This window comes from Flavobacterium sasangense DSM 21067, from assembly GCF_000686885.1.
In the GTDB taxonomy this organism is placed as follows: Bacteria; Bacteroidota; Bacteroidia; order Flavobacteriales; family Flavobacteriaceae; genus Flavobacterium; species Flavobacterium sasangense.
In genome coordinates this window covers 30,353-47,779 of the sequence record NZ_JMLU01000009.1, presented here as the reverse complement: position 1 = coordinate 47,779, position 17,427 = coordinate 30,353, and the positions used below count along the sequence as shown (strand labels likewise).

Here is a 17,427-nt window from a genome sequence, read left to right as displayed (position 1 = left end):
AAATTGGGTTTTTATTTATAGAGTATAAAAAGGATAAAAAGGTTGGGACGAAAAAAAATAATTTTTTGTAAGTAAAATTAACTAAAATCATTTCACTATTTTTGAAAAATGAAAAACATCCAAATCTTTTTTCTAATACTTTCGTTTTCAGTCTTTTCGCAATCAACGTTTGAAAAGGCGGAGAAATTGTATGCTCAAAAAAAATACAACGAAGCCGAAAAACTATTTTCCGAACATTTAAAATCGCAACCAAATCATACCAAAACCATTGAATATCTTGGCGATATTGCTGGACATCAAAAAGATTGGAATACCGCAATAACTAACTATAAAAAGCTTAAAGTTAGTTATCCTAAAAACGCAAATTATTGGTACAAATATGGTGGAGCACTGGGAATGAAAGCCAAAGAATCTAATAAATTCAAGGCTTTAGGAATGATTGATGAAGTAGAAGAATCATTTTTAACCGCTGCGAAATTAGACTCTAAACATATCGAAACGCGTTGGGCATTGGTAATGTTATACATCGAATTACCTGGAATCATTGGTGGAAGTGAGAAAAAATCTCAAAAATATGCCGATGAATTAATGGCACTTTCAAAAGTCGATGGTTATTTAGCAAAAGGTTATATCGATGTGTATTTTAGTCGTTATGCAAAAGCAGAAATAAATTATAAAAAAGCACATGAAATTGGTAATTCAAAAACTACTTTCGAAAAATTATATGACTTATATTTGAATAAGCTAAAAGACAAAGTGAAAGCAAATAAGTTAAAAGAGCAATTTGAAAACAAATAGTGTAATTGTTGAAATGTTGAATCTTATAATCGATTTGACAAATTAACAGTTTAACAATTCAACATAAAAAATGAGAACACATTTCATAGCCATCGGCGGAGCAGCGATGCACAATTTAGCATTAGCCTTACACAACAAAGGATATCACGTAACAGGAAGCGATGATGCTATTTTCGAACCATCCAAATCACGTTTGGAGAAAAAAGGATTGTTGCCAGCTGAAGAAGGTTGGTTTCCAGAAAAAATCACAACCGATATCGAAGCAATTATTTTGGGAATGCACGCTAAAGCCGATAATCCAGAATTATTGAAAGCACAAGAATTAGGGTTAAAAATATATTCGTATCCCGAATTTTTATACGAACAATCGAAAAACAAAACCCGAGTGGTGATTGGCGGTTCGCACGGAAAAACGACGATTACTTCGATGATTTTACACGTAATGCATTATCATAATATCGAAGTGGATTATATGGTGGGAGCACAGTTGGAAGGTTTCGATACAATGGTACATTTGACTGAAGATAATGATTTTATCGTGTTAGAAGGTGATGAATATTTGACTTCTCCAATTGATTTGCGACCAAAATTCCATTTGTACCAACCCAATATTGCGTTGTTATCAGGAATTGCGTGGGATCATATTAATGTGTTTCCAACGTTTGATAATTATGTGGAACAGTTTAGAATTTTTGCTAACCAAATCACTCGTGGTGGAATTTTAGTCTATAACGAAGAAGACGAAGCCGTAAAAGCTGTAGCCGAAGGAACCGAAAATCCAATCCGAAAAATTGCCTACCAAACACCAAGTTACACAGTTGATAATGGAACTACGTTATTAGATACGCCAGAAGGTCCAATGCCAATTGAAGTTTTCGGAGCACACAATCTAAGCAATTTAGCAGGCGCCAAATGGATTTGCCAATGTATGGGTGTGGATGAAGCCGAATTTTACGAAGCCATCGCTAGTTTCAAAGGCGCTTCAAAACGATTAGAAAAAATTGCCGAAAGTGCTAATAAAGTCGCGTATAAAGATTTTGCACATTCGCCAAGTAAAGTTTCAGCTACCACAAAAGCTGTGAAAGCACAATATCCAGATAGAAAAGTAGTCGCTTGTTTAGAATTGCATACTTACAGCAGTTTAAATGCCGAGTTCTTAAAAGAATACCAAGGTGCTTTAGACGCTGCTGATGTTGCGGTTGTTTTCTACTCACCCGATGCCGTAAAAATAAAACGTTTGGAAGAAGTAACTTATGACCAAATTGCACAATCGTTCCAAAGAGAAGATTTAATTATTTACACCAATCCAACTGAATTCAAAGACTTTTTATTTAGTCAAAATTTAGATAATTCTGCATTACTATTGATGAGTTCAGGAAATTACGGCGGATTGAATTTTGATGAGGTGAAAGGGTTGATAAATTAATTTGAGAATTTGAAGATTTGAAAATGTTATTGAATTTTCAAATCTTCAAATTAAATACTCTACAAATCATTTTTCATACCTAAAATGCCCCACAATTTTCCAACTAAACAAACAATCTTCTAAAACTTGTCCGCTTCCTACGTTGTGAACAATCATTGGGTTTCCATTGCTTGATTTTATGTGCGTTACAATACCAATATGTGGTAATTTATCGCCTATCATCCAAGTGACTAAATCACCGGCTTTGTAATCTTTAGGATTTTGCGTTATCGGTAAAGTTGCCCCTTTACGAGAAAAGAAAACTTCTAAATTCGGAACTCTTCTGTGGTCGATGTTTTTATCGGTAGTTTTCAAACCCCATTTTTCTAAATTCGGATACAAAGAAAAGTTAGCTTTCAAGTCTTCATGCACTTCTTTTTGCAAATCAATTCCTAATTTTCGATACGCACGAATCACAACATCGGTACAAACACCCGTTTTTGCAGGAACATCACCATTTGGGTATTTTATTCCAACATAAGCCGGTGTATAAACCACTCCAGGATCAATTATAGAAATCGCTGCATTGGATAGTTTTTCATAGAAATCAGTTGGGTTTTCTATGATTTGTGTTGTTGGTTTTGATTCGGATATGTTTTCTGTAATAGTTTGAGATTTTTTACATCCAAATGAAAAGTAGATTAAAAGTAGAGGAATAAATAGTTTCATGTTTTTGCGTTTTATTATTTCAAACGCAATTTTTGAGCCATTTATTTTGAAGGTTTTTGAAACCACATAGAAACACAGAAAAATAAGAATTTCATAGTCAATAAATTTATTCATTTAGCTTCTCTGCAACCTGTCTAAAATAAAATGCCTAATTAAATGAAAAAGTAAACCTATGTTTCTATGTGGTAAAAGTTTAGATTTTTTTCATTTTTTAGAATTTTTAATTAAATTTGTTTTTTATAAACGCCAAAATAAAATTTATGTACACGCCAATCAATCAGTGGGCTGAAGACGATCGCCCACGTGAAAAATTTCTTCTAAAGGGTAAATCCACCTTATCAGACTCCGAATTACTTGCTATTTTAATTGGATCCGGTTCTCGAAATGAGAGTGCCGTGCAATTGTGCCAACGCATTTTAGCTTCCTCCGAAAACAATTTGAATACGTTAGGGAAAATGTCGGTTTCCCAACTCATGCAATTCAAAGGAATTGGTGAAGCCAAAGCCATTTCCATCGCCGCTGCATTAGAATTAGGAAGAAGACGAAGAGCCGAAGATGCCATCGAACTCAAAAAAATTACTTCCAGTAAGGCCGTTTTCGACATCATGCAACCCATCATTGGCGAATTGCCTCACGAAGAATTTTGGGTATTGTATCTTAATAATTCCAATAAAGTCATCTACAAGGCCCAACTCTCAAAAGGCGGAATCACCGGAACTGTTGTAGATATTCGAATAATCTTCAAAATAGCATTTGAACAAAATGCAACGGGTTTAATTCTTTCCCACAATCATCCCTCAGGAAAATTAATGGCAAGCGAAGCCGATTTAAAAATCACCAAACGAATAAAAGAAGCAGGTCAAACTTTAGAAATACAAGTTTTAGATCATCTCATCATCACCGAAAATGACTATTTGAGTTTTCAGGATGAAGGGATTTTTTAAGACGATTCTTGTCATTCCGAACTCGTTTCGGAATCTAAAATAGAGATTGGGATTAGAAGCTGAAACGAGTTCAGCTTGACAGATACATAGTAATAATTATGGAAATTTTAAGAATTCTTAATTTTTTATCTAATCGATAAACCGTATTTTTATCAAAAATTAAAATATCATGAAAAACATAAAACTTTTAGTTGCAACACTTTTAGTAACTCTTACGGCTTCGGCGCAGTTTACACAAAAAGCTTTACCTTATGCTTATAATGCTTTAGAGCCATTTGTAGATGCACAAACTATGGAAATTCATTATAGCAAGCATCATGCAGCTTATGTAAAAAATCTAAATACAGCTTTAGCAGGAACTGCAGATGAAAAACTAAGCTTAAACGAAATTTTTGCAAAGATTTCTACTATGCCAGCAGCAGTTCGTAATAACGGTGGTGGACATTATAATCACGAGTTGTTTTGGTCAGTTTTAACACCTGAGAAAAATACTAAAATGTCGGCTGAGTTAGAAAAAGCGGTAAATGAAACTTTCGGAAGTTTAGACGGATTGAAAGAAAAATTAAATGCAGCAGGAGCAAGTCGATTTGGTTCAGGTTGGGCTTGGTTAGTTGTAACTAAAGAAGGGAAATTAGTAGTAAGTTCAACTCCAAATCAAGATAATCCATTAATGGATATTGCGGAAGTAAAAGGAACACCTATCTTCGGAATAGATGTTTGGGAACATGCTTATTACTTAAAATACCAAAATAAGCGTGCAGATTATTTATCCGCTTTATGGAATGTTGTAAACTGGACAGAAGTTAGTAAAAGATACAAAGCAGCGATGCCAAAACCAGATACTTTTGCTTCTTGGCCAGAAATCAAAACGTTTCACAAGGTAATGTCGCAAACTTTCCATCCAAGTGAAGAAGGAAATTTACAACCTGTCAAAGAAAGAAGTGCTGAAATGGCTGAAAAAGCAAATGCTTTAAAAATGGCAAAAATTCCAGCGGAATTCAATAAAAAAGAAATTGTTGCTGCAGTAAATAAATTAGCTAAAGACAGTAAAGCATTAGATAAATTAGTAAAATCAAAAGCTTCTGATGAAAAAATTACTAAAGCTTTAAATGGTTTACATGACACTTTTCATACAATAGTAGGATTGTGTACGCATGATGAAGAATAATATTTGAGATTAAAATATAAATGCCTTGTGATAAATTATAATCACAAGGTTTTTTATTAGAAATTATTTAAGAAATTTTTCTATCCAATTTCTTATCTTGCAACACTAAAATTAATGTTCGTTGAACTATGATTAGCACCAAAAACATCACTTTTTCCTACTCAAAAGACCAACTCTTTCACATGCCCGATTTGTATTGCGAGGCAGGAAGTACTTTGTTGATTACAGGTGATTCTGGAAAAGGAAAAACTACTTATTTGCACATTTTAGCAGGCTTGTTAAAGCCAAAAACGGGCGAAATTGAAATCGATAAAACCGATATCGTTTCCCTTTCTGAAAAAGCAACCGATAAATTTCGTGGAAAACATATTGGAGTGGTTTTTCAAAAATCGCACTTCATTGGCGCGTTGACAGTTTTAGAAAACTTGGAAATGGCAAGTTGGTTAGCAACGGGTAAAAAACATACCAAAAGGGCTAAGAAATTATTAGAACAATTGGGAATCGAAAATCAAGCGTCTAAATTGCCATCACAATTGAGTATTGGACAACAACAACGCGTTTCAATTGCACGAGCTTTAATGAACGAACCAAAAGTGTTATTGGCAGACGAACCCACATCAAGTTTAGATGATAAAAATGCAGAGAAAGTAATCGAATTGTTGACTTCATTATCGAAAGAATACAAAGCAGCTTTACTAATCGTTACGCACGACAACCGAATTAAAGAAAGATTTATCAATAAAATTACCTTGATATGATAGCAAAATTAGCATGGAAAAATATATGGTTCAAACCATTAAATACCATCTTGAGTGTTGTTTTGCTAACCTCAAGTGTCGCGATTATTACGACTTTAGTTTTGGTCGAAAAACAATTTGAAGAAAAATTCTCAAGCAATATTGATGGTGTTGATTTGGTAATGGGAGCGCAAGGAAGTCCATTGCAATTGATTTTATCTGCAGTTTACCAAGTAGATTCTCCAACGGGAAATATTAGTTACGATTCGGCAAAAGTTTGGATGCAACATCCTTTTGTTCAAAAAGCGATTCCGTTAGCATTTGGAGATAATTATCGCGGTTATAAAATCTTAGGAACAACTCCTGATTATTTAGAAAAATATGGGGCAGAAATATCCGAAGGAAAACTTTTCGAAAAAAACTTCGAAGTCGTAATCGGAAGTGATATCGCTCAAAAATTGAGTTTGAAAATTGGAGATGAGTTCTTTGGTTCCCATGGTGATGCAGCTGAAGGAGAAGTGCATGACCATTACGGATACAAAGTTGTCGGAATTGCAAAACCAACAGGAAAAGTAGTTGATAATTTAATTTTATGTACGATTCCAAGTGTTTGGCAAATGCATGGAAGTCATGGTGAAGAAGTAAATCCCGCTCACGGCGAAGAAGGTCACGTTCATGTGGAAGGTGAAGAACATCACGAAGAAGCTGATATGACTTTGGACGAACCTGGAATGGAAATCACAGCGGTTTTACTAAAATTCCGCAACAAAATGGGAATTGTAACTTGGCCAAGAATCATCGCACAAAATACTAAAATGCAAGTCGCTTCACCAGCTATCGAAGTAAATCGTTTGTTTTCTTTATTCGGAATTGGAATTTCAGCTTTGCAATATTTGGCATACGGAATCATGTTGATTTCAGGAATTTCGATTTTCATTGCACTTTACAACACATTAAAAGAACGTGAAAATGAATTTGCCTTAATGCGTGTCAACGGAGCCAAAAGACTACAACTTTTAAAAGTCGTGATGATTGAAAGTTTGCTTTTATGTGTGGTTGGATTTATCTTTGGTACGATTTTGGGAAGAGTAGGATTAAGTTTGTTATCCAACTCTGCCGAAGAAGATTTCAAAATGAGTTTCAATCCATACGAATTTATTTGGGAGAAAGAAGGAACTTTATTTTTACTAACTATATTTGTAGGTTTTATTGCAGCGTTAATTCCAGCTTTAAAAGCGTACAATTTAAACATTTCAAAAACATTAGCCAATGCGTAATTATATTAAATTAAGTTTAGCTTTCGTAGTGTTCATTTCCTTAATGAGCTTCAGCGATTCTAAAACTACAACTACAAAATCAGTTGTTGAAACTTCAGTTGCAAACGATACCTTGACATGGAAAATGTTAGGTGACATCAAATACACCAGAAAAAAACATGCTACTTACGGCGAAGTAGAATTCCCTCAAGTGAACATGAAATTAAAAATGATGCAAAAGAAAACCGTTTTCATGAGCGGATTTATTGTGCCAATCGACAATAAGAATTATGCTTTGAGTAAAAACGTTTTTGCCGCTTGTTTCTTCTGTGGAAAATCAGGACCAGAGACTATTGCTGGAATCAAATTTAAAGGTGGCGCTTTTCCAAAGTTAAAAACCGATACGTATGTAACTTTAAAAGGAACTTTTAGATATAACGAAACCGATGTCGAAGATTGGATTTACCATATCGAAGACGCCGTAATTATCTCTCAAAGTAAATAATTTAGAAGCCCATTCGTTTGGGCTTTTTTTAATCATTCAAACACATAGCATTGCATTCATTCCAACATAAAAAACATCTCTTTTTCGATTTAGATCACACGCTTTGGGATTTTGATAAAAATTCAGGATTTGCGTTTGATACGATTTTCAAGCAGCAAGGTTTTGATATTCAATTATCGGATTTTCTAAATATTTACATTCCAAGAAACCAACATTATTGGAAATTGTATCAAGTAAATCAAATCTCGCACGACGACTTACGTTATTATCGTTTAAAAGACGTTTTTGATGCTTTACAATTTGAAGTTTCAGATGAAATGATTCATCATTTATCAGAAGAATACATCAAATATTTACCCGAATACAATCATCTTTTTGATGGCGCTATTGAGTTATTGGATTATCTAAAACCAAAATATCAATTACATATTATTACCAACGGATTCGCATCGGTTCAAACCAAAAAAATGAAGAATTCGAAAATTGATCATTATTTTGAAACGATTACCAATTCGGAAATGGCGGGTGTAAAAAAACCACATCGAAACATATTTGATTTTGCCTTATCTTTGGCAAACGCTTCAAAAGAAGAAAGCTTAATGATAGGCGATAGTTACGAAGCCGATATCATTGGAGCACAAGAAGCAGGAATTGAAGCGGTGTTTTTTAATGAACTAAATATCGAAGTTGAAAGTCCTGTTTTTCAGGTAAAACATTTATTAGAATTAAAAAATATTTTATAGTTATGAAGAAAGTAGTTTTGTTATTCGTTTTATTTATATACACGTTTTCCTTTGCTCAAGAGAATTACAAATATATTATTGTACCTAAAAAGTTTAGTTTTTTCAAGGAAGAAAATAAATATAATTTGAATACGACTACTAAAGCTTTCTTTGAAAATAATGGTTTTGAAGTGTATTTTGATACCGATGAATTTCCAAAAGAATTAGCTGAGAATCGTTGCTTGGCATTAACTGTTAATGCAATTGAAAATAATAATGTATTCCTGACTAGAATAAATATCGAATTAATAGATTGTTACAACAAATCGATACTGCTAAGTGATCTTGGAACAAGTAGAGAAAAAGAATATCAAAAAGCCTATACCGAAGCATTTAGAAATGCGTTGACTAATTTAAAAGGGCAATTAAACATCAAAAGGACTTCGGCTAAATCTACTGTTTTGATAGATAATATAGTTGCAGCAACTCCTGTTTCAAAAACTAATACAATTATTGATGTGTCTCAGCTTCGTGCAGTTCCTACTGAAACAGGTTATAATTTAATTAATCATACCAATAACATTGTAATAATTCTACACAATACTTCATTAGACAATGTTTTTATTGCTTCTAAGGAAATTTTTAAAGGAGTTCTAATTAAGAAAAATACAGGTTGGTTTTTTGAATATGATTTTGAAGGTAAAGTGTATTCAGAAAAAGTAGAAGTAAAATTCTAATTAATAACCATACTTATCTTTCCATCGATTTTTCAAAAACTGACGTAATTCTTTTTCGCGAGCATTTTCGCCTGGTTCAAAAAATTTAGTTTCTGAAATTTCGGTTGGCAAAAATTCTTGCTCGGCAAAGTTATTTGGGAAGTCGTGTGAATATTTGTATTCTTCACCGTAACCCAATTCTTTCATTAATTTGGTTGGTGCATTTCGTAAATGAATTGGAACAGGTAAATCTCCTGTTTGTTTTACCATTTGTTGCGCTTTTCCAATTGCCATGTAACTTGCATTACTTTTTGCCGAAGTTGCTAAATAAATTGCGCATTGACTCAAAATAATTCGGCTTTCTGGATAACCAATAGTGGTTACGGCTTGAAACGTATTATTTGCCATAATTAAAGCGGTTGGATTTGCATTTCCAATATCTTCACTTGCTAAAATAAGCATTCTTCGGGCGATGAATTTTACATCTTCTCCACCTTCAATCATTCGAGCTAACCAATACACCGCACCATTTGGGTCACTTCCACGAATTGATTTGATAAAAGCTGAAACTATATCGTAATGTTGTTCGCCTGTTTTGTCATACAACACCGTATTTTTTTGCACCAATTGTATTACTTTTTCATTCGTAATTTCAATGGTATCGCTTTCGGTTGCATTGATAACCAATTCGAAAATATTCAATAACTTTCTACCATCGCCGCCCGAAAGTCGCAATAAAGCTTCGGTTTCTACTAATTGGATATTTTTGTTTTGTAGCTGAACATCGGTTTTCATCGCACGATGCAATAAGGCTTCTAAATCGTCTTTGGTAAACGCATTCAAAACATAAACCTGACATCTTGACAATAAAGCGGGAATAACCTCAAAACTCGGATTTTCAGTTGTTGCTCCAATCAAAGTTACCCAGCCTTTTTCCACCGCTGCCAACAATGAATCTTGTTGCGATTTTGAAAAACGATGAATCTCATCAATAAATAAAATCGGATTTTTTGCGGTGAATAAACCACTGCTTTGTTTCGCTTTTTCGATTACTTCACGAATGTCTTTCACACCTGAATGTATAGCACTAAGTTGGTAAAACGGACGTTTGCTTTCTTGTGCCATGATTTGTGCCAAGGTGGTTTTTCCGGTTCCGGGTGGTCCCCATAAAATCAAACTTGGAATTAATCCTTTGGCAATTTGTTGCGTTAAAGAACCCTCAGGTCCAATTAAATGCAATTGGCTGATGTAATCCGATAATTGTTGTGGGCGAATGCGTTCGGCTAATGGTTGATTCATGACGTAAAATTACAATTTTATGACAAATGTGCATAGAAATATTTTTGGCTTTATCTTTGAATGCAAATCAATATGGAAAAACAGCACGATAATCCTTTTCAGTTTACAAAAGCGGTCATTTTATTGCCGTTATTTTTTGTATTGACTTTATGGTTGGTTTTTTGGTACGAATTACAATTTCAACATAATTTATCGCATTTTGGAATTTATCCAAGAGAAGTGTATGGATTAAAAGGAATTCTATTTAGTCCATTTTTGCATGGCGATATTGAGCATTTGGCAAATAATTCCGTTGCATTATTAGTGTTGTTGCCTATTTTGAGGTATTTCTACAAAGAGCAATCGTTCGTGGTTTTGTTTTTAGGAATTCTGTTTTCAGGATTGGGAACTTGGTTGTTGGGAAGACCAAGTTATCATATTGGCGCCAGCGGATTAATTTATGCTTTGGTGAGTTTTATTTTCTTCAAAGGTATTTTTACTAAATATTATCGATTAGTAGCTTTATCATTCACCATCGTAATTTTATATGGTGGAAGTGTTTGGTATATGTTTCCGAATGTAAAAGAAGGCATTTCTTGGGAAGGTCATTTAGCAGGATTTATTGTTGGTTTAGCTTTAGCGTTAATCTTAAAAACACCTCAATTTTCAAAACCTATTTTCTACGAATGGGAAAAACCCGATTTCAATCCTGAACTCGATCCATTTATGAAAAACTTCGACGAGAAAGGAAATTTCAATCCACCACCAAAACCAGAAGAAGTGATTAAAGAATATTTTAATTCTTCTATGAAAGTGGTTTATGAGTTTTTGGGAGGGAAGAAGTAAAAAAGCCTCCATTATTTTGGAAGCTTTTAGTAAAAAATATTTAAAAGTGTGATTACTACATTCTCTGTCTTACCGTCTCATACAAAAATGCACCACAAGCCACTGAAACATTCAATGATTCGATAGTTCCAAACATTGGTAATTTTGCTTTTTCATCTACAATTTTCAACACAGAAGGATTTACTCCTCTGTCTTCGCTACCCATAATAATGGCAACACCTTCGTTGAAGTTGATATCGTAAATGTGTTGGTCTGTTTTTTCAGTGGCAGCAACGGTTTTGATTCCGCTTCCTTGTAAATAGAAAATAGCATCTTTTATGTGGTCAACTTTACAAATAGGTACATTAAAAACAGCTCCAGCCGAAGTTTTAACCGTATCACCATTCACAGGAGCTGAACCTTGTTTTTGGATAATAATTCCGTCAACACCTGTACATTCTGCGGTTCTAATGATAGCGCCAAAGTTACGCGCATCAGACAATTGGTCTAAAATTAGGAATAAAGGTTTTTTACCACTTTCAATAACATTTTCAACCATAGTTTCTAACGAAACAAAAGAAATAGGAGCAATGGTTGCCACCGCACCTTGGTGATTATTTGGAGTTAATCGGTTTAGTTTTTCAACAGGAACGTAAGAGAAGTTGATGTTGTTTCTTTTCATCGTTTTCATCAAATCTTGCATCAAATCACCTTGTGCATCTTTTTGAACGAACACTTTATCAATTTCCTTTTTAGCGTTAATTGCTTCAATTATTGCTCTAATCCCGAATATTTGGTTGTCTTTTTCCATGGTGCAAAGATAGGATTTTAGTTTGATTTTTGGAGTGTTTCTAATTTAGTGAATTAGAAATTCGTTTTAAAACTAATATGCACAATAGAATTCGAAAGTTTTATGGCTTGCTCGCTCGTGCTTCCATTAGCGTAAACCAAATTAAATAAACCATTTTTGGTAAATAATCCAAATCCGAATCCTAAACCTAATAATCGGTCTTCAATCTTAGAAGTTTTGTCTTGAAAATAACCGAAATCAGTTATGGAATGTAAATATAAATTAGAAGCTAATAAATAACGATATTCTGCTATGATTCCGCTAAAGGCATTCGCTTGTAAGCTGTTTTCGTTAAAACCTCTAATCGAATTAATTCCTCCAAATCGGAACAATTCGTTAATTACATAATCATCACTTTGTAAATAAAAAGTCTGATTTCGAACAAAAATGCTGTTTTTGGCATTTAGATTAAAATTGTAACTCATATCTAATTGCGTAAAAAACTGACTCGTTTTCTGAGATGCAATAGTTCGATTTCCTGTTCCAAATTTTACTAGAATTTTTGCTCTTTCAGGAAAAATAAAACTATCAGGATTCAATTCAAGATGTTCAAAACTTGAAGTTAAAAAGGTGTTAGTAAAATCATTCAAACTAAACGAATTCGTATTCTGAATATCTACAGAAGTTGTTTTTTGATAACCTACAAAAGCTTTCGTGTTGTAAGCGAAATAGTAACCCAAATTCAAATCGGTCATGGTATTCTGAAAAGTGGAATCTTGTTTAAAAATTCTCAAATTGGCTTTAATTCCAATAGGACTTTTGAAGATATACGGCAATTCTGTTCCGATGTTAAATGAAGTTTGTTTGTTGCCATCGTTTTTCCAGTACAAATTGAATTTTTCTCCGGTGTTTAAAATGTTTTGCAATTGCAAATCTAAATAGCCATTAAAAGTTAATTTACTTTTATCGTCATTAGAAAATCCGATAAAACCATCAAATTTGTTAGGTTTCGATTTTTCAACATAGACAAAAATCTTTGTCGAATCGGTGGTGAATAAAATTTCTGGGTATTTGATTTGATTAACGAATTGTAATTTGTCAAAAGTATCGTTAATCTGTTTTAAATTGTCTTGGTTGAAAGTAGCTTTTTTGGCTTTCTTGGTAATTGCTTTTTTAATCCCAGCTGGAAATTTATCATAACCTACAATGACTAAATCGGTAATATTTCTTTTAGCATTGAGTTTTAGTAGCAATTCAGAAAACAAACTATTTTCATTTTTTTGCTGATTAATCAATTGCAAATTCGCTAATGAATAACCTTTCTTTTCCAATAAAGCGATTTTACTTTTCATAAAATTCTCCACTTCATTCGTGGCAATAATTAACGAATCACTTTCTAATTGCAACAGCGATTTTTCTTGGGCAGAAAGTTTACCTATATATATTGTGTTGTTTTTTATCGAATTTCCCAAATTGTATTTGAAAACAAAACTGCTATCGTTTACTTTTTTCTGTTCCAATAACTGCCAATCAAAAAAGCCTTGATTCGTTAACTTGTTTTCAAAACGTTTTTGTTCTTCTAAAATAGAAGCCACCGAAGCGTGTTTGATTTCGTATTGTAAACTATCAATGGTTTTGTTTTCAATTTCCGAAGCTCCTTTTATGTTTAAATAGAAATTTTGTCCCAACGAAAATTGGAAACAAAAAAACAGTATTAAACCCAAGAGTAATTTCATAGCGGTAAAGAAACGAAAAAAAGTAAAATAAATTTTATATCTACTTTGTCATTCTGAACTTGTTTCAGAATCTAATGCAACAATTCATCGGAATTTTGATCTTTCTTTTTTGTAACTCAATACCAATCAAAATACTACAAAATTACAATTGCATTGAAAATTAATAAATTATGATTTGGAAAGTAAAAAATAATTCCTACATTTGCAACCCCGTAAAAAGCGGGAATTTTAAACAGTAAAAATTTTTAGTATTTAATTATGCCAACAATTCAACAATTAGTAAGAACAGGGAGAACCCAAATAACTAAGAAGAGTAAATCGGCTGCTTTAGATTCTTGTCCTCAAAGAAGAGGTGTGTGTACTCGTGTTTACACAACAACTCCTAAAAAACCAAACTCAGCAATGAGAAAGGTAGCTAGGGTTCGTTTAACAAACGGTAACGAGGTGAATGCATACATTCCTGGAGAAGGTCACAATCTACAAGAGCACTCGATAGTATTAGTTAGAGGTGGAAGAGTAAAAGATTTACCAGGTGTACGTTACCACATCGTACGTGGAGCATTAGACACTGCGGGTGTTGCAGGAAGAACACAACGTAGATCTAAGTATGGAGCAAAACGTCCAAAACCAGGACAAGCACCTGCACCAACTGGAAAGAAAAAGTAATTTAAAAATCTTTTAAAGAAAAGACATGAGAAAAAGAGCGGCCAAAAAAAGACCCCTTTTACCGGATCCGAAATTTAACGATCAGTTAGTAACACGTTTCGTGAATAACTTAATGTGGGATGGTAAAAAATCAACAGCTTTTAAAGTTTTCTATGATGCATTAGAAATCGTTGAAACTAAAAAGCAAGATGCAGAAAAAACTGCTTTAGAGATTTGGAAAGATGCATTAACTAATGTTATGCCTCACGTAGAAGTTCGTTCACGTAGAGTGGGTGGAGCTACTTTCCAAATTCCAATGCAAATTCGTCCAGATAGAAAGATTTCTTACGCTATCAAATGGATGATTCTTTATGCAAGAAGAAGAAACGAAAAATCAATGGCAGGAAAATTAGCTTCTGAAATTTTAGCTGCGGCTAAAGAAGAAGGTGCTGCTGTTAAGAAAAGAATGGATACTCACAAAATGGCAGATGCTAATAAAGCATTCTCTCACTTTAGATTTTAATTCGTATAGAAATGGCTAGAGATTTAAAATATACAAGAAATATTGGAATTGCTGCTCACATTGATGCTGGTAAAACAACAACAACTGAGCGTATCTTATTCTATACAGGGAAATCACACAAAATTGGTGAAGTACACGATGGTGCTGCAACAATGGACTGGATGGCACAAGAGCAAGAAAGAGGTATTACAATTACTTCTGCTGCAACAACTTGTGAGTGGAATTTTCCAACAAACCAAGGTAAAGTTTTACCAGAATCTAAATCGTATCACTTTAACATTATCGATACTCCTGGTCACGTTGACTTTACAGTAGAGGTAAACCGTTCGTTACGTGTATTAGATGGTTTAGTGTTCTTATTTAGTGCGGTTGATGGTGTTGAGCCTCAATCTGAAACTAACTGGAGATTAGCTGATCAATATAGAGTTCCACGTATGGGATTCGTAAATAAAATGGACCGTCAAGGTTCTAACTTCTTAGGAGTTTGTCAGCAAGTAAAAGATATGTTGAAATCAAACGCAGTAGCGATTACTTTACCAATTGGTGAAGAAGCTGATTTCAAAGGAGTAGTTGACTTAGTTAAAAATCAGGCTATCGTATGGCATGATGAAACTCAAGGTGCTACTTTCGATATTATCGACATTCCTGCTGATATGGTTGACGAAGTAAAAGAGTATCGTTCAATTTTAATTGAAGAGATTGCTACTTACGACGAAAACTTATTAGAAAAGTATATGGAAGATGAAAACTCAATTACTGAGGAAGAAATCAACAATGCTTTACGTGCAGCTACAATTGACATGGCTATCATTCCTATGATTGCTGGTTCTTCTTTCAAAAATAAAGGAGTTCAATTCATGTTAGATGCGGTTTGTAAGTATTTACCATCTCCATTAGATAAAGAAGGTATCGAAGGAATTCACCCTGATGATGCTGATTTATTAGAAGAAGATCAAAAGAAAATTATCCGTCGCCCTGATACAAAAGAGCCTTTCGCGGCTTTGGCATTTAAAATTGCTACTGACCCTTACGTTGGTCGTTTAGCTTTCTTCCGTGCTTATTCAGGTCGTTTAGATGCTGGTTCTTACATCTTGAATACACGTTCAGGAAACAAAGAAAGAATTTCTCGTATCTACCAAATGCACGCTAACAAACAAAATCCAATCGAATATATTGAGGCTGGAGATATTGGAGCTGCTGTAGGATTTAAAGATATCAAGACTGGAGACACCATGTGTGATGAAAAACACCCAATTATTCTTGAGTCAATGAAATTCCCTGATCCTGTAATTGGTATCGCGATTGAGCCTAAAACAAAAGCTGACGTTGATAAAATGGGTATGGCTTTAGCTAAATTAGCTGAAGAAGATCCAACGTTTACAGTTAGAACTGATGAGGCTTCAGGTCAAACGATTATTTCAGGTATGGGTGAGTTACACTTAGACATCCTTGTAGATCGTATGAAACGTGAGTTCAAAGTTGAGGTTAACCAAGGTGAGCCACAAGTAGAATATAAAGAAGCGTTCACTAAGTCTGCTCAACACAGAGAGGTTTATAAAAAACAATCTGGAGGTCGTGGTAAATTTGGTGATATCGTTTTCCGTTTAGAGCCTGCTGATTTAGTAGACGGTAAAGCTCCTATGGGGTTACAGTTTGTTAATGAAGTTAAAGGTGGTAACGTACCAAAAGAATATATTCCAGCTGTTGAAAAAGGTTTCCGTGAAGCTATGAAAACTGGTCCTTTAGCAGGTTATCAGGTAGATAGTTTAAAAGTAACTTTATTAGACGGATCTTTCCACCCTGTGGATTCTGATGCTCTTTCTTTCGAATTAGCTGCGAAAATGGGATATAAAGAAGTGGCTAAAGCTGCAGGAGCTGTTATTCTTGAGCCAATCATGAAAATTGAAGTTATTACTCCTGAAGAAAACATGGGTGATATCGTAGGTGACTTGAACCGTCGTAGAGGTCAAGTAAATGATATGGGTGATAGAAATGGTGCTAAAACTATTAAAGCTAATGTTCCTTTATCAGAAATGTTTGGTTATGTTACTACATTAAGAACATTGTCTTCTGGTAGAGCTACATCTACAATGGAGTTTTCTCACTATGAAGAAACACCTTCTAACATTTCAGAAGCTGTAATCAAAAAAGCAAAAGGTAACGCTTAATTTTTAAGAAAATGAGTCAAAAAATCAGAATAAAATTAAAATCATACGATCATAACTTGGTAGATAAATCTGCTGAGAAAATCGTTAAGACTGTAAAAAGTACAGGTGCTGTGGTAACTGGTCCAATTCCATTACCAACACACAAAAAGATTTTTACTGTATTACGTTCTCCACACGTTAACAAAAAATCAAGAGAGCAATTCGAATTAAGTTCTTATAAGAGATTGTTAGATATCTACAGTTCTTCTTCTAAAACTATCGATGCTTTAATGAAATTAGAGTTACCTTCAGGAGTTGAAGTAGAAATTAAAGTGTGATAAACACCATTGCAAAAAAGCAATGATTAAATAAAAAAAAACCGTTAATGTGAAAGCATTACGGTTTTTTTCTTATCATTTTTAGTGAGTAAAAAGAGCTTTTTTAAAGTAAATTTTGCTTAACTATTTATTTTTGCGATAATTAAAAAATAATTTATATATTTG

Annotated in this window: 17 protein-coding genes and 1 pseudogene; 14 read left to right on the top strand and 4 right to left on the bottom strand. The window is 33.7% G+C overall.

The genetic code is table 11. From position 1 onward, the window contains the following. Positions 1 to 108 precede the first annotated feature (108 nt). Together BP92_RS0108430 and BP92_RS0108425 are read left to right on the top strand one after the other, a co-directional pair. A complete protein-coding gene (locus tag BP92_RS0108430; protein ID WP_026725659.1) occupies positions 109 to 798 on the top strand; it encodes a tetratricopeptide repeat protein in 690 nt (229 codons plus the stop codon). Positions 799 to 868: 70 nt separating this feature from the next. Then, positions 869 to 2,224, top strand: a complete 1,356-nt coding sequence (locus BP92_RS0108425; protein WP_026725658.1) for a UDP-N-acetylmuramate--L-alanine ligase — start codon at positions 869 to 871, stop codon at positions 2,222 to 2,224. 66 nt (positions 2,225 to 2,290) lie between these two features. Here BP92_RS0108425 and BP92_RS0108420 read toward each other — a convergent pair whose 3' ends face one another. Continuing rightward, complete coding sequence (locus BP92_RS0108420) at positions 2,291 to 2,932, bottom strand: DUF1287 domain-containing protein (protein ID WP_026725657.1); 642 nt, start codon at positions 2,930 to 2,932, stop codon at positions 2,291 to 2,293. A gap of 260 nt (positions 2,933 to 3,192) precedes the next feature. Between BP92_RS0108420 and radC the strand changes: the two genes are divergently transcribed. The 7 genes and pseudogenes from radC (at position 3,193) to BP92_RS0108385 (ending at position 9,001) form a co-directional block, all read left to right on the top strand. Next, the gene (radC, locus tag BP92_RS0108415; protein ID WP_035693167.1) at positions 3,193 to 3,876 is read left to right on the top strand and encodes a RadC family protein; all 684 of its coding nucleotides are present in this window, start codon (positions 3,193 to 3,195) and stop codon (positions 3,874 to 3,876) included. Between the two features lie 169 nt (positions 3,877 to 4,045). Continuing rightward, positions 4,046 to 4,705: pseudogene (locus BP92_RS16025) on the top strand (superoxide dismutase); the annotation flags it as partial. A 467-nt stretch (positions 4,706 to 5,172) separates the two neighbouring features. Then, positions 5,173 to 5,802, top strand: coding sequence for an ABC transporter ATP-binding protein (locus BP92_RS0108405; RefSeq protein WP_026725655.1), 630 nt, complete (start codon positions 5,173 to 5,175; stop codon positions 5,800 to 5,802). Continuing rightward, positions 5,799 to 7,058: an ABC transporter permease gene (locus tag BP92_RS0108400; RefSeq protein ID WP_026725654.1), complete on the top strand. Its 1,260-nt coding sequence runs from the start codon at positions 5,799 to 5,801 to the stop codon at positions 7,056 to 7,058. The genes BP92_RS0108405 and BP92_RS0108400 overlap by 4 nt, the downstream gene beginning before the upstream one ends. Continuing rightward, positions 7,051 to 7,542: a hypothetical protein gene (locus tag BP92_RS0108395; protein ID WP_026725653.1), complete on the top strand. Its 492-nt coding sequence runs from the start codon at positions 7,051 to 7,053 to the stop codon at positions 7,540 to 7,542. Before BP92_RS0108400 ends, BP92_RS0108395 begins: the two co-directional genes overlap by 8 nt. A gap of 50 nt (positions 7,543 to 7,592) precedes the next feature. Beyond that, positions 7,593 to 8,285, top strand: a complete 693-nt coding sequence (locus BP92_RS0108390; protein WP_026725652.1) for a YjjG family noncanonical pyrimidine nucleotidase — start codon at positions 7,593 to 7,595, stop codon at positions 8,283 to 8,285. A 2-nt stretch (positions 8,286 to 8,287) separates the two neighbouring features. Next, positions 8,288 to 9,001 carry a hypothetical protein gene (locus BP92_RS0108385; protein WP_026725651.1) on the top strand — a complete coding sequence of 238 codons (714 nt, stop codon included), beginning with the start codon at positions 8,288 to 8,290 and terminating at the stop codon, positions 8,999 to 9,001. Here BP92_RS0108385 and BP92_RS0108380 read toward each other — a convergent pair whose 3' ends face one another. Further along, positions 9,002 to 10,279 (bottom strand): replication-associated recombination protein A, encoded by a 1,278-nt coding sequence (locus BP92_RS0108380; RefSeq protein ID WP_026725650.1) that lies wholly within the window; start codon positions 10,277 to 10,279, stop codon positions 9,002 to 9,004. It lies immediately after the preceding gene. A 72-nt stretch (positions 10,280 to 10,351) separates the two neighbouring features. Between BP92_RS0108380 and BP92_RS0108375 the strand changes: the two genes are divergently transcribed. Further along, positions 10,352 to 11,104, top strand: coding sequence for a rhomboid family intramembrane serine protease (locus BP92_RS0108375; RefSeq protein WP_026725649.1), 753 nt, complete (start codon positions 10,352 to 10,354; stop codon positions 11,102 to 11,104). A gap of 55 nt (positions 11,105 to 11,159) precedes the next feature. Here BP92_RS0108375 and rlmB read toward each other — a convergent pair whose 3' ends face one another. Further along, the gene (gene rlmB, locus BP92_RS0108370) at positions 11,160 to 11,894 is read right to left on the bottom strand and encodes a 23S rRNA (guanosine(2251)-2'-O)-methyltransferase RlmB (RefSeq protein WP_026725648.1); all 735 of its coding nucleotides are present in this window, start codon (positions 11,892 to 11,894) and stop codon (positions 11,160 to 11,162) included. A 53-nt stretch (positions 11,895 to 11,947) separates the two neighbouring features. Further along, the gene (locus tag BP92_RS0108365) at positions 11,948 to 13,561 is read right to left on the bottom strand and encodes a BamA/TamA family outer membrane protein (RefSeq protein ID WP_245598370.1); all 1,614 of its coding nucleotides are present in this window, start codon (positions 13,559 to 13,561) and stop codon (positions 11,948 to 11,950) included. 306 nt (positions 13,562 to 13,867) lie between these two features. On the opposite strand from BP92_RS0108365, the gene rpsL reads away from it, so the two are divergent. Genes rpsL through rpsJ form a run of 4 tightly spaced genes read left to right on the top strand, consistent with a single transcriptional unit; the run spans position 13,868 to position 17,262 of the window. After that, on the top strand, positions 13,868 to 14,275 hold the full coding sequence (rpsL, locus tag BP92_RS0108360; protein WP_026725646.1) for a 30S ribosomal protein S12: 408 nt from the start codon (positions 13,868 to 13,870) through the stop codon (positions 14,273 to 14,275). Positions 14,276 to 14,300: 25 nt separating this feature from the next. Further along, on the top strand, positions 14,301 to 14,777 hold the full coding sequence (rpsG, locus tag BP92_RS0108355; protein WP_026725645.1) for a 30S ribosomal protein S7: 477 nt from the start codon (positions 14,301 to 14,303) through the stop codon (positions 14,775 to 14,777). A gap of 11 nt (positions 14,778 to 14,788) precedes the next feature. Continuing rightward, positions 14,789 to 16,945: an elongation factor G gene (gene fusA, locus BP92_RS0108350; RefSeq protein WP_026725644.1), complete on the top strand. Its 2,157-nt coding sequence runs from the start codon at positions 14,789 to 14,791 to the stop codon at positions 16,943 to 16,945. An 11-nt stretch (positions 16,946 to 16,956) separates the two neighbouring features. Then, a complete protein-coding gene (gene rpsJ / locus BP92_RS0108345) occupies positions 16,957 to 17,262 on the top strand; it encodes a 30S ribosomal protein S10 (RefSeq protein WP_009779180.1) in 306 nt (101 codons plus the stop codon). Positions 17,263 to 17,427: the final 165 nt, after the last annotated feature.